At 63.1% G+C, this 24,721-nt stretch carries 21 protein-coding genes and 1 pseudogene; 8 read left to right on the plus strand and 14 right to left on the minus strand.

Features of this window, described 5'->3' with window-relative positions; all coding sequences use genetic code 11:
- Positions 1–89: 89 nt before the first annotated feature.
- The 6 genes from AC629_RS28455 to AC629_RS28480 form a co-directional block, all read right to left on the minus strand.
- Positions 90–305 carry a hypothetical protein gene (locus AC629_RS28455; protein WP_245332024.1) on the minus strand — a complete coding sequence of 72 codons (216 nt, stop codon included), beginning with the start codon at positions 303–305 and terminating at the stop codon, positions 90–92.
- Complete coding sequence (locus AC629_RS28460) at positions 302–616, minus strand: hypothetical protein (RefSeq protein ID WP_502693060.1); 315 nt, start codon at positions 614–616, stop codon at positions 302–304. Before AC629_RS28460 ends, AC629_RS28455 begins: the two co-directional genes overlap by 4 nt.
- A 270-nt stretch (positions 617–886) precedes the next feature.
- On the minus strand, positions 887–1,636 hold the full coding sequence (locus tag AC629_RS28465) for a Crp/Fnr family transcriptional regulator (RefSeq protein ID WP_084808184.1): 750 nt from the start codon (positions 1,634–1,636) through the stop codon (positions 887–889).
- On the minus strand, positions 1,636–4,803 hold the full coding sequence (locus tag AC629_RS28470; RefSeq protein WP_084808185.1) for a CheR family methyltransferase: 3,168 nt from the start codon (positions 4,801–4,803) through the stop codon (positions 1,636–1,638). The genes AC629_RS28465 and AC629_RS28470 overlap by 1 nt, the downstream gene beginning before the upstream one ends.
- A 115-nt stretch (positions 4,804–4,918) precedes the next feature.
- The gene (locus tag AC629_RS28475) at positions 4,919–5,200 is read right to left on the minus strand and encodes a hypothetical protein (RefSeq protein WP_084808186.1); all 282 of its coding nucleotides are present in this window, start codon (positions 5,198–5,200) and stop codon (positions 4,919–4,921) included.
- Positions 5,201–5,209: 9 nt separating this feature from the next.
- The gene (locus AC629_RS28480; RefSeq protein ID WP_084808187.1) at positions 5,210–6,217 is read right to left on the minus strand and encodes a chemotaxis protein CheB; all 1,008 of its coding nucleotides are present in this window, start codon (positions 6,215–6,217) and stop codon (positions 5,210–5,212) included.
- A gap of 85 nt (positions 6,218–6,302) precedes the next feature.
- Between AC629_RS28480 and AC629_RS28485 the strand changes: the two genes are divergently transcribed.
- The 3 genes from AC629_RS28485 to map all read left to right on the plus strand — a co-directional run bounded on the left by AC629_RS28485 (position 6,303) and on the right by map (position 8,120).
- Positions 6,303–6,707, plus strand: a complete 405-nt coding sequence (locus tag AC629_RS28485) for a response regulator (RefSeq protein ID WP_084808188.1) — start codon at positions 6,303–6,305, stop codon at positions 6,705–6,707.
- Positions 6,704–6,925 carry a hypothetical protein gene (locus AC629_RS28490; protein ID WP_084808189.1) on the plus strand — a complete coding sequence of 74 codons (222 nt, stop codon included), beginning with the start codon at positions 6,704–6,706 and terminating at the stop codon, positions 6,923–6,925. Before AC629_RS28485 ends, AC629_RS28490 begins: the two co-directional genes overlap by 4 nt.
- Positions 6,926–7,370: 445 nt before the next feature.
- Positions 7,371–8,120, plus strand: a complete 750-nt coding sequence (gene map / locus AC629_RS28495; RefSeq protein ID WP_084808190.1) for a type I methionyl aminopeptidase — start codon at positions 7,371–7,373, stop codon at positions 8,118–8,120.
- A gap of 24 nt (positions 8,121–8,144) precedes the next feature.
- Here map and AC629_RS28500 read toward each other — a convergent pair whose 3' ends face one another.
- The gene (locus AC629_RS28500; protein ID WP_084808203.1) at positions 8,145–8,585 is read right to left on the minus strand and encodes a hypothetical protein; all 441 of its coding nucleotides are present in this window, start codon (positions 8,583–8,585) and stop codon (positions 8,145–8,147) included.
- A 162-nt stretch (positions 8,586–8,747) separates the two neighbouring features.
- On the opposite strand from AC629_RS28500, the gene AC629_RS50265 reads away from it, so the two are divergent.
- The gene (locus AC629_RS50265) at positions 8,748–10,145 is read left to right on the plus strand and encodes an invasion associated locus B family protein (protein ID WP_084808191.1); all 1,398 of its coding nucleotides are present in this window, start codon (positions 8,748–8,750) and stop codon (positions 10,143–10,145) included.
- Between the two features lie 192 nt (positions 10,146–10,337).
- Here the strand turns inward: AC629_RS50265 and AC629_RS28510 are convergent, their stop codons facing one another.
- From AC629_RS28510 to AC629_RS28540, 7 genes are all read right to left on the minus strand, one after another.
- Positions 10,338–10,598 (minus strand): GlsB/YeaQ/YmgE family stress response membrane protein, encoded by a 261-nt coding sequence (locus tag AC629_RS28510; RefSeq protein WP_084808192.1) that lies wholly within the window; start codon positions 10,596–10,598, stop codon positions 10,338–10,340.
- 27 nt (positions 10,599–10,625) lie between these two features.
- Positions 10,626–11,096, minus strand: coding sequence for a YidB family protein (locus tag AC629_RS28515; protein WP_084808193.1), 471 nt, complete (start codon positions 11,094–11,096; stop codon positions 10,626–10,628).
- A gap of 988 nt (positions 11,097–12,084) precedes the next feature.
- Complete coding sequence (locus tag AC629_RS28520) at positions 12,085–13,263, minus strand: COG3904 family protein (RefSeq protein WP_245332025.1); 1,179 nt, start codon at positions 13,261–13,263, stop codon at positions 12,085–12,087.
- 188 nt (positions 13,264–13,451) lie between these two features.
- Positions 13,452–15,146, minus strand: a complete 1,695-nt coding sequence (locus AC629_RS28525; RefSeq protein WP_084808194.1) for a GMC family oxidoreductase — start codon at positions 15,144–15,146, stop codon at positions 13,452–13,454.
- A gap of 231 nt (positions 15,147–15,377) precedes the next feature.
- Positions 15,378–15,839 carry a GNAT family N-acetyltransferase gene (locus AC629_RS28530; RefSeq protein ID WP_084808195.1) on the minus strand — a complete coding sequence of 154 codons (462 nt, stop codon included), beginning with the start codon at positions 15,837–15,839 and terminating at the stop codon, positions 15,378–15,380.
- 3 nt (positions 15,840–15,842) lie between these two features.
- Positions 15,843–16,100 (minus strand): DUF3551 domain-containing protein, encoded by a 258-nt coding sequence (locus AC629_RS28535; protein WP_084808196.1) that lies wholly within the window; start codon positions 16,098–16,100, stop codon positions 15,843–15,845.
- Position 16,101: 1 nt separating this feature from the next.
- Positions 16,102–16,422, minus strand: coding sequence for a DUF3551 domain-containing protein (locus tag AC629_RS28540; protein WP_084808197.1), 321 nt, complete (start codon positions 16,420–16,422; stop codon positions 16,102–16,104).
- A 255-nt stretch (positions 16,423–16,677) separates the two neighbouring features.
- Between AC629_RS28540 and AC629_RS28545 the strand changes: the two genes are divergently transcribed.
- The 4 genes and pseudogenes from AC629_RS28545 to AC629_RS28560 all read left to right on the plus strand — a co-directional run.
- Positions 16,678–17,397, plus strand: coding sequence for an outer membrane protein (locus AC629_RS28545; protein WP_084808198.1), 720 nt, complete (start codon positions 16,678–16,680; stop codon positions 17,395–17,397).
- Between the two features lie 520 nt (positions 17,398–17,917).
- A pseudogene (gene dnaE / locus AC629_RS28550) lies at positions 17,918–21,422 on the plus strand (DNA polymerase III subunit alpha).
- 119 nt (positions 21,423–21,541) lie between these two features.
- Positions 21,542–22,048 (plus strand): DUF2846 domain-containing protein, encoded by a 507-nt coding sequence (locus tag AC629_RS28555; protein WP_245332026.1) that lies wholly within the window; start codon positions 21,542–21,544, stop codon positions 22,046–22,048.
- A 264-nt stretch (positions 22,049–22,312) separates the two neighbouring features.
- Positions 22,313–24,721, plus strand: a 2,409-nt coding sequence (locus tag AC629_RS28560; protein WP_084808200.1) for a caspase family protein, incomplete at its 3' end; no start/stop codon positions are given.

Genomic DNA, 24,721 nt, shown 5'->3' on the forward strand with positions numbered 1-24,721 from the left:
TGGAGACTCCGTCGCTGTTTGCCTCCATCCTTGGCACAGCGACGCGAATCTACTGCGAATCTATGATTGCGAACTTGTGACTCAGGACACTAGCTCGCGGCCTGCTCGTGAACGATTGCGGGGGCCTGATCGAACTGCGCGATGCGCATGTCGAGACGCCACAGTTCGATGCGATGGTCCTGCGCAAATGAGGCTGCTTGGCGCTTGGCTTCGTCGTCGTCGGCGCACACGAGGTTGATGCAGCCAAAGACGTGACCGTCCGGATCGACCTGAAAGGCGCGATAGTGCTTGATGCTCTGTATCATTGTCCTCTACGCGTTTGGTCGCCCGGCGTACTCAGCCAATCCGTCAGGTGCGAAGTCACCTCGTTCTGCTTCGCGCGCCTGAGCAGCATGTCGCGTTCTTTGCCCGGCGGCATGCCGCGGGCGAGCTCGCGGGCGCTGTCGGCAAATGACATCAATCGTTCCTGGAGCGATTGCGTTTGTTTCCTTCGAGTACGTTTGGCCGGCATTGGTACCTGCACGATCATTTCGGAAGAACGAAAGTCGGCCCCGGCGAGGAGGTGTGCCGCCGGGGCTTTGTCTGCCGGATGGGGGCGGCCCCAAGTCAGCAGCATTCGTAGCTTCGGGCGCGCGTCCGGTTCCGGCATTTCAATAGGTTAACGAGCCGCGAAATTTCGCGGTCGGCCTACCAGACCGTTCCAGGGGCTCGGGCGTTCTTTCATGCCGCGGGCCGGCTCGGATTCACCTGCTTTAGTGCGCGGCCTTGGAAAATGCGGACAATGGGCCTTCCTGCCGGTTTCAAACAGCGGCAGGCATCTTGGCCCCGGCACTCAATCCTCCCAGGAAACCCAGGTGCTGGGGCCTTTTTTGGCGCGAGGGGCGCTTTAGACCTGTCGGTAAAGTTGGAGATAGTTCGGCGAATACAAAGCCGCGCTCTTCAGGGCGTCGAGATCTGCGATCGTCAGCGTGCGCTCCCGCAGCGTGATCAGTCCGGTTGCCCTCAGTTCCTGGATCGTACGGTTAAGATGGACCACGGACAGGCCCGTCGCGTCGGCCAAGTCCATCTGGGTCACCGGAAAGCTGCACGAGTTACCGTCAACCAACCCGACCGGACGTAGCCGCTCGTAAATTTCGCAAAAAAGATGAGCCACCTTCTCCAGTGCGGCGCGCCGCCCCAGATTGATCGCCCATTCGCGCTGGATCGCGTTGTTCAGAAGCGTTTCGCACATGAACGCTTCGGCCAGCGTACGCTCGCTCGCCATGAGTTTCTCAAAACGGGCCCGTTTGATCTCGGCGTAGGTGACGGGCGTTGCCGTCGTTATCGAATGGTCGATGGTGGACAGGAGATAAGCGTGCGCGTCGCAGGTCTCGCCAGGCAGGATGAAATTGACGATTTGCCGTCGGCCGTCCTCGAGCGTCTTGTGCCGGTAAAGCCAACCCGAGAGCACGATCCGAACGCTGTCGATCGGGTCGCCCTCGGCAACCAGATCCTCACCCGGCCCAGCGCGGAACAGGCCCTCAAGAATGGCTTGCTCGAGCGCACCTACTGCTTCGTCAGACAGAGGCCGCAATGCGTGGAAGCGGCGAATGACCGCCTGTGCAAGACCTCCGTCGGTGGTGCTCTGGGAGCGCATCAGCCGTCCATTGAAGGCGTGTGAAAGGTTCTTTTGGTCAGGGGAATTGCAATCTGGCACTGAAGCCCGGACGTATTGAACGACATGGTCGTCTGCCCCTTCAGTTCAAACGCGAGGGTGCGTTCCAGAAGCTCCGTGCCAAAGCCTTTCCGCTTCGGCTGCGCGACGCGCGGTCCGCCTCGTTCGCGCCATTCGAACAGCAGTTTCGGCGGATCGGTCGCCTCGTCGATTCGCCATGAAATCTCGAGGCGCCCCGACGGCTGCCCGAGCCCGCCATATTTGAGCGCATTCGTCGCCAACTCATGGATGGCAAGCGCAAAGGTCTCGGCGGCCTTTGGCCGGAAGCGGACGGCAGGTCCAGACACGCGCATCTGCTCGCCCTCGCGGGCGTTATAGGCAAGAAGTTCCTCGACGACGAGATACTCGAGATCGACGCCGCCTTCCGGATCGCGCGTCACCAGCGCTTGTGTCCGCGCAAAGGCATTCAGCCGGCCGTCGAGATGCGCCGAATATTCCTCGACGGTGGAACTCGTCTCGGCCGAACGCCGGGCGATCGAGCGCACCACGCCGAGCGTATTGCGCACGCGATGCTGAAGCTCGGCCAGGAGCAGCCGCTGCCGCTCCTCCGCGCGCGTGATCGCAGTGACGTCGATGAAGGTGATGACCACACCGGCGATGAAATTGTCGATGCTACGGTAGGGGAGGATACGGACGATATAGCGTGTGCCGCTGTCCGGCGCGGTCAGCTCGCGCTCGGCGCTTGCGAGGGTCCGGAGCACGCGGCGCACGTCATCATAGAGCTCCTCGATGGGAATGCGCGCCTTGATGTGCGCGATCGGGCGGCCGACATCGGTTTCGACCAGATGAAGAATCTGGGTGATCGCCGGCGTGAAGTTCATCACGCGGAGATCGTTGTCCAGGAAGACGGTCGCGATCTGCGTGCTTTCGAGGAAATTCTTGAGATCACTGGTAGCGCGGGTCAGCTCCTGGACCCGATGCGCCAGCTCGCCATTGACGGTGGTCAGTTCCTCGTTGACCGACTGCAATTCCTCGCGAGAGGTTTCGAGCTCCTCATTGGCGGACTGCAGCTCTTCGTTGAGCGACTGGTACTCCTCGTTCGAGGATTTCAGCTCCTCGTTGGTGCTTTCGAGTTCCTCGATCGTCGCCTGAAGACGCTCGCGGGTTGCCCGCAATTCACTCTCGAGACGCTCGACGTGCTCGGTCCGCACCAGCGTGCTCGGATTACTTTCGCGTGCGTCGATTGCGCGCGCCGGACCGTCCTTGAACAGGATGACGAAATTGCGATGGCCGTCTGCGCCGTCTTGAATTGGCTCGACGGTGATATCGACGAGAACGCGATGCCCATTGACGCCTAGCTGAATCTGCTCGGCATGGGCGGACTCGTTTGATTCTGCTGCGCGACTTAACGCCGTGCGCAGCTCCAGCCTGAGGTCGCGATGGACGAGCTGAAGCAGATCGAGCGAGGCGGCGCCAGCTGTCGGCTCGAGATAGCGCCCGGTACGGCCGGAAAAGTGCAGGATCTGGAAATTGTCGTCTGTGATCACATAGGCCGGTGCATAGCGCTCGGCGATCCGCTGCGCGCGGCGCTCAAGTCCGACGTCGGGACCGAAGGAGCGGATCGGTGCCTGTTCGACCGGAGCGCGGCCCGCCGCGGTCGAGATCGGAAATTCAGGCGGCAGTCGCGTGCCGGTGTCGAGCTTCTTGAAAATGCGGGCGCGGCGGTCGACGGGTGCAAACAGCTTTGGATGTCGCGTCACGTTCTCGGAATTGCCGAGAAACAGGTAGCGCTCAGGCAGCAGCGCGAAATGGAACAACGGGATGACCCGGTTCTGAAGCTCTGCGTTGAGATAGATGAGGAGGTTGCGGCAGGAGACGATGTCGAGCTTCGAGAACGGAGCATCCTTGATGACGTTGTGCTGGGAGAAGATGCACATCTCCCGCAATTCCTTCACCACGCAATAGGTGTCGCCCTCGCGCACGAACCAGCGCGCCAGGCGCTCGGGCGTCATGTCCTGTTCGATGTTGGTGCGATAGCGCCCGACGCGGGCGGCCGCGAGCGCGCGGCCGTCGATGTCGGTCGCAAAGATCTGAACCTGGGGCGCGGAATCCAGCGTCGCCATATGCTCCCGCAGCAGTATGCCGATCGAATAGGCCTCTTCACCGGTCGCGCAACCGAGTACCCAAACGCGAACCTGCTGTCCGACGTTCTTGTTCTCGAAGATTTTCGGAATGATCTGGGTTTCGAGCACCTCGAATTCGCGCTTGTCGCGGAAGAACTCGGTGACGCCGATCAGGAGGTCATTGAAAAGATGGTGGGCTTCGTCCTTGTCGCTCCTGAGGAAATCGACATAGGAAGCGATCTCCTCGATCTGCACCACCTGCATGCGCCGCTGCACGCGGCGCAAAAAAGTGTTCTGCTTGTAGCCGTGGAAGTCGTTGCCGGTCTTGTTGCGCAGGATGTCGGCGATGCGCGACAGCGAGGTTGCTGCCGCCGCCAGAACCTCGTCAAAACCCTGCTTCTCCTCCAGGCGGCGCAGATGCCGCGCATAGACCTGGATATGCTCGGGAATGTCCTCGGGCGTCAGGACATAGTCGGCGATCGCCGCCGGCCTGCTGCTATCGATCAGGTGCTCGGAATCGTCACCTTCGACTTTCTCGGCAATCGCCAGCCCGCCATGGTCTTTCAGGGTGGCCGCGCCCAGCGTGCCGTCGCCATCGGTTCCGCTCAAGAGCACGCCGATGGACTGCTCGGCGCGTTCCTCCGCAAGCGACACGAGGAAGCTGTCGATGGTCGCCCGCTCGCCCGGTCCTTGCTCCGCCTTCCGCACCGCAAGGCGGCCGCCCTGGATGGTGGTAATCATGGCAACCGGGCTGAGGTAGATCGTGCCGCCCTCGACCGACGCCCCGTCGCGTATCTCAGAAAGCTCGGCTCCATCGGCACGCTGAATGAGCGCCCGCAGACGCTCGTCGGTGAGCGCCTCTCGATTTTGAAGCACGAGCACGACGGCCTGGTCATCGCCAAGCGCGAGCTTTCCGAAAAAGCGCTCGATGCTGTCGATCGCGCCGGCTGAAGCACCAACGCCAATGATCAATGGGGCCCTGGCCTGACGCTCCCCATCTCCCGGCGCCTTGCCGACTTCATCCATGATGGCCGCTACTCTCGTTATCCGGGATCAAGAGATAGCAGAGATTCAGGGTACATCCCAACAGCGAAAAGGACCAGAACAGCTCCGGTCAGGGACGGACGCGATTGAACGGCGGTCAACTGTCCATCGGCGGGCCAGCATCGACCTCGCGTTGAAGGTAGTTGACCCGTTGGAGGATCAGGGTGCGATGCCGCTCCCATTCCACGAGCGTTTGCTTGAGCAGATCGACCAGTCTTTCTGCGTGCCCCGAGTCATGTCCTCCGGCCTGGAGTTCCCGCACCAGATCCTCCTGGTTGCGGATCCGCTGCCAGCCTTGGTCGATATCGGCATCGGCCTTGACCAGAAGGCGCTCCTCCGCGTGGAGTTGCTCGGTCCGCTCGGCAAGGGAGATGGTCATGGTGAGGCCTCAAGCCTTTCGCTGGCCGATCACCGGATCGAGCGATTGTAACACGACGCGCCGGATCATGTCGGCATATTCGCGATATTCGGCGGCGCGCAGCGCGTACATCTCGGCCACCGCGGGCCGGCCGCTGCGTCGGCCATCGTCAGCCATGTGCTGCACCAGTTCAGCCCGTTCTTCGATGATCCGGAGCGCCACCCGCAAGGCTTCATCGACCTGTCCTTCCTGCTCCTTCGCGAGCGCGTCTGCGGTATAGGCATGACCGACCTGGCAGCGAAACCGCATAGGGTGGCCGTACTTCACGACGGAGAGCACGCCGCCGCAGCCCGGACAGGTGAGCGCCGCCGGATCGGCGATCTTGGCGAGGCTGACGGAACCGATTCTTTCGCCCGCCGCGATTTCGACCTCCAGGCGAATGTCGGCGGCGATTGGAAGCGCGGCCCCCGGTGCTTCCTGCGCAAGATCAGACAGCACATCGCCGAGCCGCGCGGCGGGCACGCAGAGATCGGCGATCGTTGCCTCCAGGGCGCGCTGCGGCATCTCCGGCGAGATCGCGTCGGCGGGATCCTGGACCAGCGCCATCCCGCCGCACCGCTTGATGGCATGGAGCCCGGCGGCGCTGTCCGACAGCAAGCCGCTCAGGACGACACCGATCACACGGGGGCCGTGATGCACCGCGGCAGAACGGAACAGCGCATCGATCGCCGGACGAACCATATTCTCGCGCGGGCCGCGCCCGAACTGAATGTGCCCCTCAGACAGCAGGAGGTGGTGGTCGGGAGCGGCCAGATAGACATGGCCACGCTGGAAAGTCATGCCGTGCTCGGCCTGATGCACCGGAAGCCTGCCGGCGGCAGCGGCAACCGTCGAAAGGATGCCAATGCCCTGAGCCGGAATATGCAGGACGACGAAGATGGCGGCCGGCAAGTCGAGCGGCAGTCCCGCCAGAATCTGCTTTAGCGGTGCAGTGGCGCCAGCCGAGCCGCCTATCACGATGATGTCGCGGTTGCTCATCGGGAACCCGCCTTCGCGTGCTTCGTTTGTACCAAGGCGGCCCTCTGCCGTCTGTTCCAATATCTTTCGGGTGCTGGAGGGAAACATGGTGGCATCGACAACGTTGTTGCGTGAGCGCGCGCTATTGTCGGGACGCCGTATTCTCGTCGTCGAGGACGAATATTTCCTCGCCGACGATATCAGCCACGCTCTGGGATCGTTCGGCGCGGATGTTGCCGGACCAGTCGGTGAAGTCGAGGACGCGCTGCGCATCCTCAATGACGGCTCGATCGTCGATGGTGCCGTGCTCGACGTGAACCTTCGCAGCGAGATGGTCTTTCCCATTGCGCAAGAGCTCAGGGCGCGCAGGGTGCCGTTCGTGTTCACGACCGGCTACGACAGGATCAGCATCGCTCCTGAATTTCAGGACGTAATGCTTTGGGAAAAGCCGCTCGACATCGCGGCAATGATCCGTGGGCTGGCCGGACTGATCGGCCCGCGCCAGGCGTGACACGTTTCGTCGAAAGCGCGTCGCGCTTCAAGCAGGACGAGGCTTGGATGATCTATACACCCAGCGCGTATGACGCGCGCCTTCTGGCGTATTCGCGCGAACTGGTTCGCGACGCGTTCAAGATGTTACGCGACAGTGAGCATATCGCACGGGCGCAACGTGCCCGGGATGTCCTGGCCAGGGGGGAACCGGCTTACGGGGAGAGCGATCCGGCTTAGGACAGTCGGCTCCAGATCAGCCATAGAGCCAAGGCAATGCAGAGGTTGATGGCGAGATAGGGTAGGGCCAGTCGCAACGACGTGGTTTGTGTGCCCCTCAACTCAACATCATCCATATGATCGCCCCAAGCATCACCAGAAAACCCGTGACCGCCGTGGCGACGAAAACCTGTTCGACGCGATCCATTGCAGTCGTTGCCCTTTGTCCCGGAGACGACTTTGAGGCTTCGTTGCGCCGTACGCATTAATTTATGTGAATCGCCAGCCCACTTCTGCTGCACGCCCAAGGCCATACAGCCTTGCTGCGGTCGATTGCTGCTTTGGACCCGGGCTCATCCAACCACACACCGGAGTAGGGACATAGACGCACAATGACCGGGCGCGCGCTCCCGTTTGCAAGTCGCGTTCACAGCCGCTATGTCCCGGCTTTCGAAAAGAGCCTGATATGACAATCTCGGATGACAACGACCTCACCCGCCTCAGAGACGTCGGGCGTATCGTCGCCAATACGCTGGAGGCGATGGGGAAGGCCCTTGAGCCGGGCATGACGACCTGCGAGCTCGACCAGATCGGGCGAAAACTCCTGGAGGCTGCCGGGGCACGCTCAGCTCCGGAGCTGGCCTACGACTTCCCTGGCGCGACCTGCATCAGCGTGAACGAGGAGATCGCCCATGGCATCCCAGGTGACCGGCGGATCGAGCGCGGCGACCTGGTCAACATCGACGTGTCAGCCGAGAAGAACGGCTTCTTTGCGGATACCGGAGCCTCGTTCGCCGTTCCACCCATAGCCAGCGCGATCGAACGTCTTTGCAGGGATGGCCGGCGGGCGATGTGGACCGGCTTGCGGCAAGTTGGAGCCGGCAAACCGATTGCCGGCATCGGTCAAGCCATCGGGACCTTTGCGCGGAAGAACGGCTACAGTCTGGTCAGGAACCTCGCCAGTCACGGTGTCGGCTTGTCCCTCCATGAGGAGCCGACAGAGATCGCAACATGGCCCGACCGCTCCGAACGCCGCATCATGAGCGACGGACTCGTGTTCACCGTCGAGCCGTTCCTGTCGCTTGGCGCCGAGTGGGCCCAGGATGGCGATGATCCATGGACGCTCTACAGCAGCCCCGAGGCGCCTACCGTTCAATACGAACACACCGTCGTCGCAACCCGAAACGGACCCTTGATCGTTACGCTGGCGGGCTAAGGCCTCTCAAGCCAAAGCCGGGATCTAGTAGCCGGCGTAGCCATCATAGGGCGGGCAATAGCTGCCGCCAAAGCCGTAGACGTTGCTATGGCCGTAATACAACACGATCGGGGGGCTGTAGACGGGATAGCCGCCGCCATAGTACCCGCCGTAGTAGCCGCCATAGCCCCCGTAGTAGGCGCTCCTCGCGATCGCACCGCCGACCACGGCGCCGGCGACACCGTAACCGAGGCCGCGATAACCGTAGCCGCGATAGCCCCAGCCTCCGCGGTAGCCCCATCCGACGCCGCGATAGCCGTAGCCGCCGCGCCAGCCGCCAACCCAACGTTCGGTGGTGCTCTGATCGACCATCGATTTCATCGTCGTCACATGTGTCGGCATCGGCCCGGCCTGGGCGCCTGTGCCGAGCAGCAAGGTACTGGCTGCAGCGAGAATGGCGGTACGCAGAAAACTCGAGGACCTCATGATCATCTCCGTGCTGTGCGAGGCGCTTTGGTGCGTGAAGTCGCCTCCTATTCCGGAGTGGACTGAACTTCGGGGCTTGATCTACGTCAAAGGGTTCGAGTCTCGGCTACTTAGCCTTCCAGCGGCATCTGCGGCATTGTTTCCCGAGAGCGGAGTAAGGAGATGCTGAGGCGCCTTCTGGTTCTTCTGATCTTGCTGGCAAGTCAGCTCCTCCATTCCGCTTCTGTTGCAGAAGAAGTTGCTGCATCGCCAAGAATTCAAGAGGAAATTTGGGGGCTACCTTTCCCGCTGCCCGTGCTTGCCTTCGTGGTGAAGCCAGTCGGCGATGGCCCGTTTCCCCTCGTGATCATGAACCATGGAATTGCGCTGGGCCTCCAGGAACGACTGATGTTTCCGACGATCGAATACCGGGCTGCCGCACGGTGGTTCGCGAGCCAAGGCTACTTCGTCATCTCCCCGGTGAGATATGGAGCCAGCAGCCTGGATGACCAGGATCAGGGGCTCTACGGAGCGGTGTTTGCGCATATCAGTAGCTGCGACAGCCCGAACTTTCGGGGCCCCGGGCTCGCCATCGCCACTCTAAACGAGTGGGTCATCGACTACATGAGCAAGCAGAAGATCGTTCAGCCCGGCAAGGTTGTTGTTGTGGGGCAGTCGGGCGGCGGATGGGGATCGATCGCTCTTGCGAGTCTCAACCCATCATCAGTTCGGGCCATTGTCACCTTCGCGGCGGGACGCGGCGGTAGGGTGGACGGGAAGCCCAACAACAATTGTGCTCCCGATAAGCTCGTCGCGGCTACAGGCGAATTTGGTCAGACTGCGCGAGTTCCGATGCTGTGGATATACGCGGAGAACGATAGCTATTTTGGCCCGGAGCTTACAAAGCGGATGCGTGACGCTTTCGCCGCGGCGGGAGGAAATGTGGAATATCGAATGCTGCCGCCGTTCGGAAGCGACGGGCATTTCATGATCGATTCCCCTGACGCCGTGCCGATCTGGTCCCCGCTGGTAAGTCAGTTTCTCAAGAAGCATTCAGCAACCGGCAACACCCAGCAGCAAGCGAGCAACAGCTCGTCCGCGGAGCTTCAAGTCAAGGCTCCGCGAGTGCGCATCCCTGAAAAGATTCAATACTCAAACTGGCGAAAGCTCTGCTTTGAGTCGTCCGATGGGACTACGATGTGTCGAACGACTTCTACTGGTACCGACGATCTCGATCAGGCGGTGGCGCGTGTCGATCTGATTCAGCGCGCCGACGGTCCGGCTCGCTTGCAAATATTCGTTCCACAAGGGGCGAATCTGCAGCGTGGAGTCGCGGTAACGATAGATCAGGGGCAGCCCACCCAAATCCCGTTCAATTGGTGCCTCACCAATATCTGCATCGCGGCGGCCCCCGTCGAACCGAGTCTGATAGCGCAACTAGAATCCGGCAAAAGCTTAGAGCTCGGACTTACTGATCTGAACTCTTCATCCGTTACATTGACCTTATCGCTCGATCAATTTGCCGCAGCGCGCAAGGGGGCTCCAGCACAAGCGTTTGACTTCGGCCTGGATGAGGAGTGAGCCCAGGCGCGCGAAGTCCTGTGCGGGATGCCGGCAGATGACCAGCCGCGAGGCGTACCGGAAGCGGACGCTGCCGGAATCCTCGCCCTCATAGAGCTACCGAATACAGCGCTTGAGCGTCGCGAACACCCCGGCGCATCAACAGTCACCGACTTTCGCCTGCATGGTAGCCTTTGGGCCGCGGACGACTGGTCAGGCTGCTGACCGCTTCCCGGTCACGAAGCCGTAGATCGCCAGCAGGATGATTGCCCCGACGACGGCGCCTATAAAGCCGGCGCCTTCGCCTGCCTTGTACCAACCGACCGCCTGCCCGAGATAGGAGGCGAGGATCGCGCCCACGATGCCGAGAATGGTCGTCATGATGAAGCCGGACGGCTCGTTGGTCCCAGGCATGATGAACTTGGCGACGAGTCCTGCCAGAAAACCAATAATAATGGTCCAGATGATGCCCATGCTGCTGTTTCCCTGTACGCGGTAAAATCAACCGTTGCGAGGAGGCAATCGGCCGTCGGGCGTGTACTTGTCCACGGCCGAGGGCAGTTCTCGCGAAAGTCGGGCGAGAAGTTCGTCTTGCGATAGTCCGGTCTGTTGCACCAGCGTCGCCAGGACATCCTGACCGATTGCTTGCTTGAGCTGAGGCGGCGAAACATCCTTGTTCGGGCCGGGACCGATCCAGGATTCCGCAGCTTCCCCTTGGCCATTTTTGGTGAACTGATCGAGTAGTTCATTCAGGCCGTTACCGAGCAGGCCTCCGACACCTGCGCCGCCAAGCAGGCCGCCCAGGACGCTCGACAGGTCGCCTTGTGCCTGCGGCTGTCCACCGCCGCCACCAGATTTGCTGAGCGCTTCCGTCGCGCTGTTGAAGATCTCAGCAAGCTTGTCCCGGTTCTGATAACCCGCAAGAGCGAGCATTCCGAGGAGCGCGGTCATCGATGGCATTCCACGACCCATATTCGCCTCCTGAGATGTGTTTCACACGTTTTCAGGCCTGCTGCTGCTCTGACCGAGCGCATGCGAAATCCCGGCCAAAGTTGCTTTCTGCTTCACCGACCTGTTCACCGATCCGGACGCGCCGAGGACTTGGAGCAGAGGACTTGGAGCAGAGGACTTGGAGCAGAGGACTTGGAGCCGAGACCTTGGAGCCGAACACTTGGACACGCCGAGGCCAAGCAAGCGCCGAGCGAATTGAGGCGAGGCGTCGGGTCTGTTCGCGCACAAGCATGCAGCCACTCAGGGCATTCCACAAACAGGACAGTCGACTTCGCCCAAGAGTTGCAGTTCGGGAAATTCAGACTAATCGGGTGCTGTCCGAAGGTTTATTGTACCAAGGGACAGCCGCTGTTGTGCAGGCAATACCAGAATCCCTGTCCTAATCGCTCCGGGTAGAACGCAACCCCTTGGGCAAACGTGGATTGGAGTGAGAAGTCGCCTGGCCTTCAATGCAGGTCGCCTGCGGGCTGCGTCATTCGATAACTTGACCGTGAAACTGTCAGCTCTGGCGCGCAGCGTCCGGGGGTTGCATACTCGTCTCGTCGCCAGAATGAGTTGGAGGCAGGCGTGATTGGGCGTGGGGACTATGCGTACTCTGACATCGCAGCCTTAGTGGCCGCTGCTGAGAAGATGCGACCAGGCAAAGAGCGAGATAAGCTTTTGTCTAAAGCACTGGCGCTAGAGGCCGTGGCAGAAATGGAAAAATGGATCAATTCGACCGGGCTGCAGCCACCGAAAGCGGGCTAGGGCGGACGATCAAACGTTCTCAGGCCATTCCCTTCCGAGGATGAGCTTGGTGGCGTCGCGTGCTCAATGCGACGCATACCGCTCGGTGATTTGAAGAACGCGTTTCTCAAGGTGCAGACGTCCTCTGCTCTGAAGAAGCCTCAGATGACGTTTGAAGGCGAGAGGGAGAGCAGGTCTTGCGCGAGCGCCGCGCGCCGGTGGCCTAACTGCCGCGCCTTGGTGGCGGAATCGCGGGCCAAGTGCTGACGGGGTCGGTCGTCGCCGACTGGCACGATGCCCCAAGCTGCGTCCACGCCGATGCCAGGCCCGTCATGTCGATGTCGAACTTTGCCATATCCGGCTTGTCCGGCATCGGCCTGTTTTCGCGGACCTGCAGGTAGCGGGACGCCAGCATCGCCTTGACCATTCCCGGATCGACCGTGTCGCTCCACATCTCGTACTTGCCGGCCCGCATCGGAGACCCGCCGGCCTCCTTGGTCGTGTCGGCGTCCGCCGTCATCAGGATCGTGCTCTTGCCGAGGATGGCCTCGTCGATCTCGCCTGCGAACATCAGCGGCACGCGATTCTTGTTTTCGCAGAACAGGCGCCACTCCATCGTCCGGAACGAAGAGCCATTCTCCTTCACCATTGCGATCTTGCTGATGAACGGCCGCGTGCCCTTTTCTAGCCGCCACATCGTCTCGGCAAGTGGCCGCGTGTCGATTCCGAACCGGTAGAGCTCGGGTCGCGTCAGCACGTGCAGGCTTTCGAACTTCACCGTCCGGATCAGATCATTGAGCTCGCGACTGATCCCCATCGCCGCGACGAACGCAGCACGCTCGCGCTCGGCGGTCACCATCCGGCGCTGCCGGACCTCTGCGACCACTCCCGGAGGCGGATTGCCGCGGATGACGAGGACGAGCCTCGAGTTATGGACCGCCAGCGCGGCGTCGGGTGCCACCTCGCGCGATGTCGCTCCGAGAAACAGGTAACCGCAGGCCGAGTTGCACATCGCATTGCGGGTGGTGAGCTCGGCCTCGATCTCACCGCTCGTGGTCTTCGTCTTCAGGCATGCGGCGTCCACCTGCGTGCCCGCTGCGCATGCCGTCGCAATCGTCCGGCCAACTCGCGCGATCGCCTTGCGGCTGCGCAGCAACCGTCCGATGACGTAGGACTGCTCCACGTTTCCGCCTGGCGAATGAAGGTAGATGGGGCGGTGGGTGTCCTTGACGCCGGCGAGGAAGCGGCGGATGCGCGGCGCCGCATCCCGATCGATCTCGCCTTCGATGGCGATCCATCGGTCGCAGCCCGGCCCACAAGCGTCAGGGGGGCCTTTGGCAAGATAGATCGTCAGCCTGGGCGCAAATCCGGCCTTCTCAGCCGGTGTTTCTTTTGCACGCAAGGTGCCCGCAATCGGGAGCAAGGTCACGAGAAGCAAAATTCGGGCGAGCATGAAGCGATGAACCACGCGCGTCGAAGAACAGGTGCTGACGTTATACGATGACCAGCGCGGTCACAACTTGCGGTGGCGCATCGGTGCAAGCTCATTCCTGGTTCTTGCCTCGCTTGTTGTGACCCCGGCTTTGCGGTTCACTGCATTGTTGCGGCGATCTTCTCTGCCGACATCAGGACCGGGAAGTTGGTGTTGGCGCATGGCACCACGGGGAAGATCGAGGCGTCGACGACACGCAGACCCTGGACGCCTTTGACGCGGCCCTGGGTGTCGACCACCGCCATCGGATCGTCGGCTCGGCCCATGCGGCATGAGCAGGAGGCGTGCCACACGCCGATGGTCGCCTTGCGCACGAAGGCTTCCAGCGCCTCGTCGTCGTTGATCACGCTATCGAAGGTGAAGCCTTCGACCACGAAATTGTCGATCATGTAGTGGCGCAGCGCCGCCGGCCCGTCCATCAGGGTCGCGGCGATCTTGGTCAGGATCCTGTTCCTGGTATTGACCACGCCGATCTTGCGCACGCGGTCGGTGTAGGAGGCCGGGAACGGCTTGTCCGTCACGGCTCTCACGGTTTCGCTCATTTGAATGGCCGCCATCTTGCGGAAGCCGCTCATCAGGCGATCGAGGTCGCGCCGGTCGGACAACAGGTTGAACTCGACGATCGGCTCCGCTGCGGGATCGCGCGAGGCAAGCTTGACCTGTCCGGTCTCGGAATAGGTCTTGTTGACGAAAGTCAGCAGCGAGCCGATTTGCGCACCGACCGCGTGCCAGGCCGATTTGCTGAGCACGACGACGAACATGTCGCCCTTCGGCACGCCGGAGAGCCCCGACGAATAACGCAGGCCGAGCTGCATGTGCCGCCTTGTATGCTCGTTCATGCGCGCGCCGCGGCGGACAAAGGACGATAGCGAAATCGAGGGATGGTCCATCAGGCGCTGGCCGACGCCTTGCAGTCCTATCAGCACGGGAATCCCGAGGTCCTTGAGGTGGCCGACCGGGCCAATGCCGGCGCGCAAGAGATGCGCCGGAGAATGGATGGCGCCGCTGGAGAGAATGATCTCGCGGCCGCGGAATTCCTGCGTCCGTCCGTCGACCGTCGCCTTCACGCCGACGCATTGCGTGCCTTCGAACAGCAGCTCTCTGACCTCAGTGTTGGTGGAGATCGTCAGGTTGGCGCGCTTGCGCGTTTCGCGATCGAGATAGCCCATCGCGGCGGAGACGCGCTGCTCGGCCTGGTTGGAATGCGTCACCGGGAAATAGCCGTCGACGAACTCACCGTTCTGGTCCGGCAGGAATTGATGGCCAGCTTGCTGGAATGCGTCGGCGAACGCCTGCGAATGCCGTGTCCAGTGCTCCCGCGGGATTCGGCGGACGGGGATCCTGCCATCCTTGCCGTGGAACGGTCCGTCGAAATCGAGGTCGCGCTCGACCTTCTTGAAAAAAGGGAGCACCTCGTTCCAATTCCACCCCTCGGCGCCGCGCGCTTCCCATTCATCGTAGTCGGTCGGTGCGCCGCGGTTGGCCATCTGGCCGTTGATCGACGAACCGCCGCCCAGCACGCGCGCCTGCTCGTATTTGCGTAAAGGAGGACGTCCTTCGTTCGGATTGTTGTGGCTCACGACTTGCGTCGTGACCTTGAGCTCGGTCCAGTGGAAGCGCGGATCGAAATAGGCGGTGCCCGGATAGCTGTCTCGAATCTCGGCCGGCTCGTTGCCTGGTGGTGTGTCCTGCCCGGCTTCGCACAGCAGGACCTTGTTGGCGCTCTTTGCGGAGAGCCGGTGGGCCAGCACGGACCCCGCCGAGCCGCCGCCCACGATAATGAAGTCGTACACGATTGGCGCTTCCTCTTCTTCTTGTGCGGGGAGGGTAGGGCGATATTGTTTTGATGTCACGCCGTCATTGCGCGGCAGTTCGTGCTGCTGCTGTTGCTCGCACGCTCCAGGCAGAAGCCCGCGCCGGTCCTTGGCTGGCTTATTTTGTCTCGGGGAATTTCGGCTCATGACCCAACGCCGCGGTTCAGGCAGCGGCAGTGCGTGATGCCCGCCTTCGAACCCAAGCCGGGCCTACATGGGAGCATCGAGCGATCGCTCCATGATGATCGTGCGTTCGTCACCATGGTAGCTGTCGCGCACCGCCTTGAACCCGAGCCGCGCGTAGAAGGCTTCGGCGGTGACTGACGAAGGGACGGTCAACGACGGGATGTTTCGCTCACGCGCGGTGCGCTCGATCTCGGCCATCAGCAGCTTGCCGATCCCGTGGGCCTGAACATCGGGCGCCACGAAGACCGTACGGACGACGCTTCCGTCGAGGCTTGCCGTGCCGACAAGGCGACTGCCAACGGTCGCAACGAAGACCGTTCGCTGGCCAATCAACTGAAGTACGGCGTCCGGACTGAAGCTGCGCGCGACCCTTTCGATGATCTCGCCGGTATAGTCCTTCACATTCGTCTCGCGCAGCGCACGCAGGATGACCGCGCTGATGTCGGCAGCGTCGTCGTCAAGGGCAGGGCGGATCGTGCAGTCCATGGATCAACCCGATCGCCCGGCCTGCGCGCCTTGAACGGAAGGGGCCTTCGATCGCTTCTCTGGAAAATACGGGTTCACGACGCATGTCGCGGAGCGGCCGACGGCGAGAAATCTGCACTGTTCAAGCGAAGTGTAGCGGCAGTCGAAATAGCCGACCGGGCCGTAGATTTGCATGCAGACCGGATAGTTCGGATCGTAGGTCTGCGCGTGCGCAGGCGCGCTCGCGAGGAGCATGCCTAGCGTGAGGCATGTGCGACGCATCTCAGCGCGGCACGAAATAGCCCGGCGAATATCCCGGGATCTGCGCACGGGGACGATTCTGATACGCGTAGGGATCATCGCTCTGGCCTGCGAAATACGGGTTCGCGATGCATGTCAGTGCGCGGCCCGACGCGCTCGCCTGACACTGCGCATAAGTGTCGAACGTGCAATTGGTCAGCCCTGGCCATTCATCACCGGTGAGGCAGAAGGCATGGTGAGTACCGAAGGCGCGCGCCGGCGTGCTGGTGCTGAACGAGAAAGCAAATGTGGCGAGCGCAGGCAAAAGTGTGGCGACAATAGGGAGAGCAATTCTTCCACGCATTCAATTCTCCGATCACGCGCTTGTGTGCGCGTTGAGTCCCTACGCGCATTTGCCGCATATGTCGTGTAATCGACATTGGAACTCATGGAAACTCTTGTTTCAAAGGGTTTCGGGCGCACTCCGATAAACATCCATTAACTGAGCAGGGGCCTTTGGAGCTGACTGTTGCGTCGCGGTTACAGCAATTCGATCGATCGCTGTTATGACGACACCACGGCCCGGGGGCCTTACTGAAGAAACTGGAACGGGACTCAAATGAACAAGAAAGTGTTGCTTGCTGCTGTTAGCCTTGTCGCGCTCAGCGCGGCTGCGCCGGCGGTGGCTGCTGACCTCGCTGCGCGGCCTTACACCAAGGCGCCGCCCGCGATGGTCGCCGCGATCTATGACTGGAGCGGCTTCTACATCGGTATCAACGGCGGCGGCGGTTCGGCGCACACGACCTGGGACGTCGTCGGTGGTCTCCGCGAGGGTTCGCACAATGCGACCGGTGGCACCGTCGGTGGCCAGATCGGCTATCGCTGGCAGTCCGGCCAGTTCGTGTTCGGCGTCGAAGGCCAGGGCAACTGGGCTGACTTCTCCGGCGACAATCTCAGCGCCGTGTTCAATACGCGCAACCACTCCAAGATCGATTCGTTCGGCCTGATCACCGGCCAGGTCGGCTATGCCTGGAACAACGTGCTGCTCTACGCCAAGGGCGGTGCCGCCGTCGTCGGCGACAAGTACGAGGTGTTCAACGCCGCGACCGGCGTAAGCCTCGGTTCGGCCAGCAACACGCGTTGGGGTGGCACTGTCGGTGCCGGCCTCGAAGTCGGCTTTGCCCAGAACTGGTCGGTTGGCGTCGAGTACAACCACATCTTCCTGGGCGACCAGAACGTGACGATCGCCGGCGTGACCGACAACATCAAGCAGGACGTCGACATGGGTCTCGTCCGCCTGAACTACAAGTTCGGCGGCATGCCCGTCGCACGCTACTGAGACTAATCGCTTCGCACGAAGCGATCGTCGAAAGCCCCGGCCGTTGGCCGGGGCTTTTTTTTGTTTGAATTCAGTGAGTTAACCATCCCGCTTCAAGATATCCCCAGGCGCTTGACTCTCGAGAACGAAATGAGAACAATGTTCTTCATACGTTCTAGCAAGGGAGCGAGACATGTTCAGGGTTTTCGTGGAAGAAGCGGCCGCACTGGCGTCAATCACGCTGTTCGTCGGGATGATCGCGATCTGGGCCCAGGTGATTCCGCAGCTCTAAAGTATCGGAATCGAAATCCGATGCTTCCGAACCCGATTGAAGTCTCAAGGGGCCGACCTCAAGGAGCCGACTTGGGGAAAAGCAGGACGACGCGGCCGATTGGCCGCTCCGGCGTGGACTCTGCGGCGGCGACGCCCCACCATTGTGAGGCGAGTCGGCCGGGCGGATGCAGGATGTTCACCATGATACCCTTGGCATCCCCTCGGCGCTGACCGCTCCATCTCATCTGCAAGAGGCCGTCACGCGACCATGCCGAGCGCCGGATTTGTCCACCTTCACGTTCACTCGGCCTATTCGCTGCTCAAGGGCTCGATCAAGATCGCCAAGCTCGCCGAGCTTGCCAAGAAGGATCACCAGCCCGCGCTGGCGCTGACCGACACCGACAACATGTTCGGTGCGCTGGAGTTCTCCGACAAGATGGCGGGCTCCGGCATCCAGCCGATCGTCGGTTGCGAGATCGCGATCGATTTCGGCGACCAGGATCCCAATGCGCGCAACGCGCTTCCGCCCTCGCGCGTGGTGCTGCTGGCGGCCCAGGAGCGTGGCTATCGCAGCCTGATGCGGCTGAACTCGCGGGCGTTCCTCGAGACGCCCGACACCCATGCGTGCCATATCAAGTTCGACTGGCTCGAAGGTGAGACCGAAGGCCTGATCGCGCTGACGGGCGGCCCGGACGGACCGATCTCGCTGGCGCTTGCCTCAGGGCAGGCCGAGGTTGCGGCTTTGCGCTGCGAACGTCTCGCCAGCCTGTTCGGCGATCGCCTCTATGTCGAATTGCAGCGCCACAACATCGACAAGGAGCGGCGCGTCGAGAGCGGATTGATCGACATCGCCTACGCAAAAGGCCTGCCGCTGGTTGCGACCAACGAGCCGTATTTCGCCGCGACCGACGATTACGAGGCGCATGACGCGCTGCTTTGCATCGCCGGCGGGCGGCTGATTGCCGAGACCGATCGCGTGCAGCTCACGCCCGATCACCGCTTCAAGACCCGCGCCGAGATGGCAGTGCTGTTCGCCGACATTCCGGAGGCGCTGGCCTCGACGGTCGAGATCGCGGAGCGCTGCTCATTCCGTCCGATGACGCGCAAGCCGATCCTGCCGTTCTTCACCGTCGGCGCCGCCGCAAGCTCCGATGCCGCCGCGGTCGAGGCGGCCGAGCTGAAGCGCCAGGCGGAGGAGGGGCTCGCCAATCGCTTGCGTGTGCACGGCCTGTCCCAGGGTACGACGGAAGAGGATTACAACAAGCGCCTGGCGTTCGAGCTCGACGTCATCATGCGCATGAAGTACGCCGGCTACTTCCTGATCGTGTCCGACTTCATCAAATGGGCGAAGTCGCAGGGCATTCCGGTCGGGCCGGGCCGCGGCTCCGGCGCAGGCTCGCTGGTCGCGTGGGCGCTCACCATCACCGACCTCGACCCGATCAAGTTCGGGCTGCTGTTCGAGCGCTTCCTCAATCCGGAACGCGTCTCGATGCCGGACTTCGACATCGACTTCTGCCAGGATCGCCGCGGCGAGGTGATCCAGTACGTGCAGCAGCGCTATGGCCGCGATCAGGTCGCGCAGATCATCACCTTCGGTACGCTGCAAGCGCGCGGCGTGCTGCGCGACGTCGGTCGCGTGCTGCAGATGCCCTATGGCCAGGTCGACAAGCTCACAAAGCTCGTGCCGCAAAATCCGGCCGCGCCGGTGACGCTGGCCGCCGCGATCGAGAGCGAGCCGAAGCTTCAGGCGTTCCGCGATGAAGACCCCGTGGTGGCGCGCGCCTTCGACATCGCGCAGCGCCTCGAGGGCTTGACGCGCCACGCCTCGACCCACGCGGCCGGTATCGTGATCGGCGATCGTCCCTTGAGCGAGCTCGTGCCGCTCTACCGCGATCCCAAATCCGACATGCCGGTGACCCAGTTCAACATGAAGTGGGTCGAGCCGGCCGGCCTCGTGAAATTCGACTTCCTCGGCCTGAAGACGCTGACCGTGCTCGACGTCGCTGTGAAGCTGCTCAAGCCGCGCAACATCGACGTCGATCTCGCCACGCTCCCGATCGACGATGCCGAGAGCTACCAGATGCTGGCGCGCGGCGACGTGGTCGGTGTGTTCCAGGTTGAAAGCCAGGGGATGCGGCGCGCGCTGATCGACATGCGTCCCGACCGTTTCGAGGACATCATCGCGCTGGTCGCGCTCTATCGCCCGGGTCCGATGGCGAACATCCCGACCTATTGCGCGCGCAAGCACGGCGACGAGGAGCCGGAATATCTGCATCCGGTTCTGGAGCCGATCCTGAAGGAGACGTTCGGCGTCATCATCTACCAGGAACAGGTGATGCAGATCGCGCAGGTGATGTCGGGCTATTCGCTCGGCGACGCCGACCTGCTCCGCCGCGCCATGGGCAAGAAGATCCGCGCCGAGATGGACAAGCAGCGCGACATCTTCGTCGCGGGCGCGGTGAAGAACGGCGTGCCGAAGGCGCAGGCCGAGACCATCTTCGAGCTGCTGGCGAAATTCGCCGACTACGGCTTCAACAAGAGCCACGCGGCAGCCTATGCGCTGGTGTCCTACCACACCGCCTACATGAAGGCGCATTATCCGGTGGAGTTCATCGCGGCGTCGATGACGCTCGATCTGAACAACACCGACAAGCTCTCCGAATTCCGCTCCGAGGCGCAGCGCCTCGGCATCAAGGTCGAGCCGCCGAACATCAACCGGTCCGGCGCGACCTTCGAGGTCGGTGAGAACACGATCTACTACGCGCTCGCAGCGCTGAAAGGCGTCGGCATCCAGGCGATCGAGCAGATCATCGAGGAGCGCACGAAGCGGGGGGCTGTTCACCTCGCTCGCCGACTTCGCTGCGCGGGTCAATCCGCGCGCGATCAACAAGCGCATCATCGAAAGTCTTGCCGCCGCCGGCGCCTTCGACACGCTGGACCCGAACCGGGCCCGCGTCTTCGCCGGCGCGGACTCGATCCTCGCCGCCTGCCAGCGCGCGCATCAGGCCGAGACCATCGGCCAAAACGACATGTTCGGCGGCTCGGCGGACGCGCCGAGCATCATGCTGCCGCAGGTCGAGCCGTGGCTGCCGGCCGACCGGCTGCGCCGCGAATACGACGCGATCGGCTTCTTCCTCTCCGGCCATCCGCTCGACGACTACGCCACCGTGCTGAAGCGGCTGCGGGTGCAGAGCTGGGCGGAATTCTCGCGCGCGGTGAAGACCGGCGCCACCGCCGGCAAGGTCGCGGCCACCGTGGTGTCGCGCATGGAGCGGCGCACCAAGACCGGCAACAAGATGGGCATCATGGGCCTGTCCGACCCGACCGGCCATTTCGAGGCGGTGTTGTTCTCCGAAGGGCTGGCGCAATACCGTGACGTGCTTGAGCCGGGCGCCGCCGTGCTGCTCCAGCTCGGAGCCGAGCTTCAGGGCGAGGACGTCCGCGCCCGCGTGCTGCACGCCGAGCCGCTGGATGATGCCGCGGCCAAGACGCAGAAGGGCCTGCGCATCTTCCTGCGCGACACCAAGCCGCTGGAATCGATCGCCAAGCGTCTCGCAGGTCCCGACATGGCCGCCTCGAACGGCGCTGCGCCAAAGGTCGGCAGTCCCGGCATCGCGCCGCGCTCCAATGGTGACGGCGAAGTCTCGCTGGTGATGATGCTCGATCTCGAGACCGAGGTGGAGATGAAACTGCCCGGCCGCTTCAAGGTCTCGCCCCAGATCGCCGGCGCGATCAAGGCGGTCGCGGGCGTGGTGGACGTGCAGCAGCTCTAACGAGATGCAGCGAGGCTGCGCGGTCGTGGTCCGAGACCGTTGCAACCTGAGGCTGACTTTGGCTAGCGTGCATCCCGGGGAATGGGCAGGGAGCTGCGATGCTACGATGGAGCGCGTTGTTGTTGGCCGTTGGTGCCATGCTGGCGGGGTGCGTCAGCGACCAGGTCGGAACCGACTTTGCATCCGTGTCAAAAAAGGTCGGGCCTCCGAGCGCCGGCCACTCGCGCGTCGTCCTGCTGCAGGACAAGCGGAATGGCCTCAGCATGGCGTTCTGCGCCTGCGAGGTGAAGCTTGATGGTGCGCCACTCGGGAAGGTTCTGGCCGGCAAATATGCCTATGCCGATCGGCCGGCGGGCCGTCACGAATTGCTGGTGACCGAACTGACGTTTCCGGGCGACACCAAGCGCGAGATCGTGATGGAGGCCGGCCGCACGCACTTCTACCTCATCAAGAGCAGTCCCAGGCACGATGCCGCGGCGGGCGGTGCGATGCTCGGTGGCTTGGCTGGACTTGCGGTCGTTTCCGTGGCGACGGCAGGAGAGGCGAATCCCGGGCCGGCCGAGCTCGTCGCCCTGGACGAGGCGACCGCGCGAACGAAGCTCGCGGAGTTGCAAGCCGTCGACTAAGATGTGCGGCGTGGCCGCCGCCGATCATGGCGAACGGTTGCTCGGAAGAGGGGGATCGGCTTAAGAGGGGTGGCCCATCTGATCGCGCAAGGCTGAGCGATATAATGGAGCCTTGCCCGTTTCGCAGTCAGCTGACGTGAAGCTGACGGCCGGAGGACCCGGCCATGCCGCCGCCTCAATCCGAGCCTTTCGTTCAAGTGCCATTCAGCCGGCCGCGCGTCTCATGCGCGGTGTCACTTCAACAACAAAGCGGGCGAGCAAGCCATGCGTGGGACACACAAGGCCTTCATCTGTTTCCTCCTGCCGATTCTTTTCGTTGCGGCGAGCGGGCTCGTCGATCCGGCCCGGGCGCAGCAACAGGAAAAGCGCATCGCGCTCGTGGTCGGCAACGGCGCCTACGCCAAGTCGCCGCTGGCCACGACCGCCAACGATGCCGGCCTGATCGCGCAAACGCTCCAGGCGGCGGGGTTCGACGTCGTCGGCGCCCGCGATCTCGACGGTGACACGCTGCGCAAGAGTTTTCGCGATTTCATCCAGAAGGCGCAGGCCTCGGGGCCGGGCACGGTCGCGATGATTTACCTCTCCGGCTATGGCGTGCAGCTCTCCGGCGAGAACTATTTCATCCCGGTCGATTCCAATATCAGTCGCGACACCGACATTCCGACCGAAGCGTTGCGCATCAGCGACTATCTCCGCCAGCTCGCTGCCATTCCGCTCAAGGCGAACATCGTCGTGCTCGACGCGGCGCGGGCCCAGCCCTTCATCGAGGGCGGCCAGCCGATCGCGAGCGGCCTTGCGCTGGTCGAGCCCGAGGCGAACATGCTGATCGCCTTCAACTCGGCGCCCGGCACCGTGGCGCCCGAGGAGCCCGGGCCATACGGCATCTACGCGCAGTCGCTGGCCGAGATGATTCGCACCGGCGGCCTGCCGCTGCCGGAGGTGTTCGACCGCCTCCGCTTGCGCGTCAACGAGTCCAGCAAGGGCGCGCAGGTGCCGTGGGACGAGCAGAAGGTGAGCGCGCAGTTCAGCTTCTTCGTGAGCGCACCGGACGCGCCGCCGCCGCAGGCCGCGCCGGACCAGGTCGCCGCGATCCGCAACAAGCCGATCCGCGATCTCGGCGTGCAGGATGCCTATGCGGCCGCGCTCGAGCGCGACACGTTGCCGGCCTATGAGGAATTTCTCTCGGCCTATCCCGATGACCCGATGGCGAAGCGGGTGACGGTGATCGTGGCGGCGCGCCGCGAAGCGATCACCTGGCGGCGGACCTACCGGACCGACACTCGCGAGGCGTACTGGTCGTATCTGCGCCGCTATCCGCGCGGGCCGCACTGGGCCGATGCACGCCGTCGTCTGGTGATGCTGACCGCACCGGTCGAGCCGCCGCCGAGCTTTGCGATGATCGACTATGACGTGCCGCCGCCGCCGCCGGCGGAAGTGGTCTATGTCGACCGTCCCGTGCTGTACTTCAGCGACCCTGATTTTGGCTTCCTGCCGCCACCGCCGCCGCCGGTCTATTTCTGCCCGCCGCCGCCGCCGGATTTCGTCGTGCTGCCGCCGCCGCTTCCCGTGGTCGGGCTGTTCGTGCTGCCGCAGCCGGTGTTCGTGCCGATCCCGGTGTTCGTGCAGCCGCCGGTCTATGTCGCGCCGCCGCCGAACAACATCATCTTCAACAACATCCACAACACCACCGTCATCAACACGGTGATCAATCAGCAGCCGCCGGTAACAGCGGCGGGCGATCCGGCGATTACCGCGACTGCGGCAGCATCCGGAAAGCCTCTCGGGGCAACGACAGCTGTGCCGCCGACCGTGATTCAAAAGGCTGCCCTGATCCGGGACAACAAGGCGCCGGTCCCCAACACGGTTTCGGTTGATCCGACGACGAAGGCGGGATCCGCAGCCTTGAAGGCAAGGAGCCAAGTCACGGCGCCGACCGGCAACGCTGCAGCGGGAACTCCAACGGGCTCGCCCGGGACCGGCAACGCCGCGGCGAAGACGGGCGCTCAGGGCACAACGGTCACGGGAACGCAAGGCGCACCTGCGACCGGCGGCGCGGCGACAGCGGCGACCGGCAATGCCACGACGAAGACGGGAGCTCCCGGCGCGCCGGTCACCGGCAATGCCGCCGCGCCCATGGCCGGAGGCAAGGCCAATCCGGCGAATACGACCACCGCGCCAAGCACGGCGGATACGAAGGCCAGTCCGCCGTCCAACCACTCCTTGCCCGTGCCCGGCCAGACCGCGCCCGCGATCAAGGGCGCGCCGCAGACAGGAACGGCGGCCGCGGGGGCGTCTTCGTCGACATCCCCGACGAGCCCCGCTGGTGGCTCTGGCGCCACCGCCAAACCCGGCAGCAGCTCGGAGCCTGCCAACGCCAAGCTCACGCCGCAGACGACGCCGTCAAACGCGCCGCCCACGGGAGGAGCGCGTCCGCACGTCCAGGAGCGCGCCAATACGGTCAGTCCCGCGAACACGGCGAATACGGCCAATGCGCCGGCAAAGCCCGGGGAGACCAAGCTGACCCCGCCATCGCCGCCTGCGCAGTCGCACGTCAATGTGCAGCCGGTCGAGAAGCCGGCTCTGCGCGAGAAGCTGGCGTCGCCGCCGACGCAGGCCAAGCCGACCTCGCCGCCGCCCCCTGTCACCCATGCTGCGCCGCCATCGCGGTCGGCC

Source organism: Bradyrhizobium sp. NAS80.1 (assembly GCF_001908205.1).
In the GTDB taxonomy this organism is placed as follows: Bacteria; Pseudomonadota; Alphaproteobacteria; order Rhizobiales; family Xanthobacteraceae; genus Bradyrhizobium.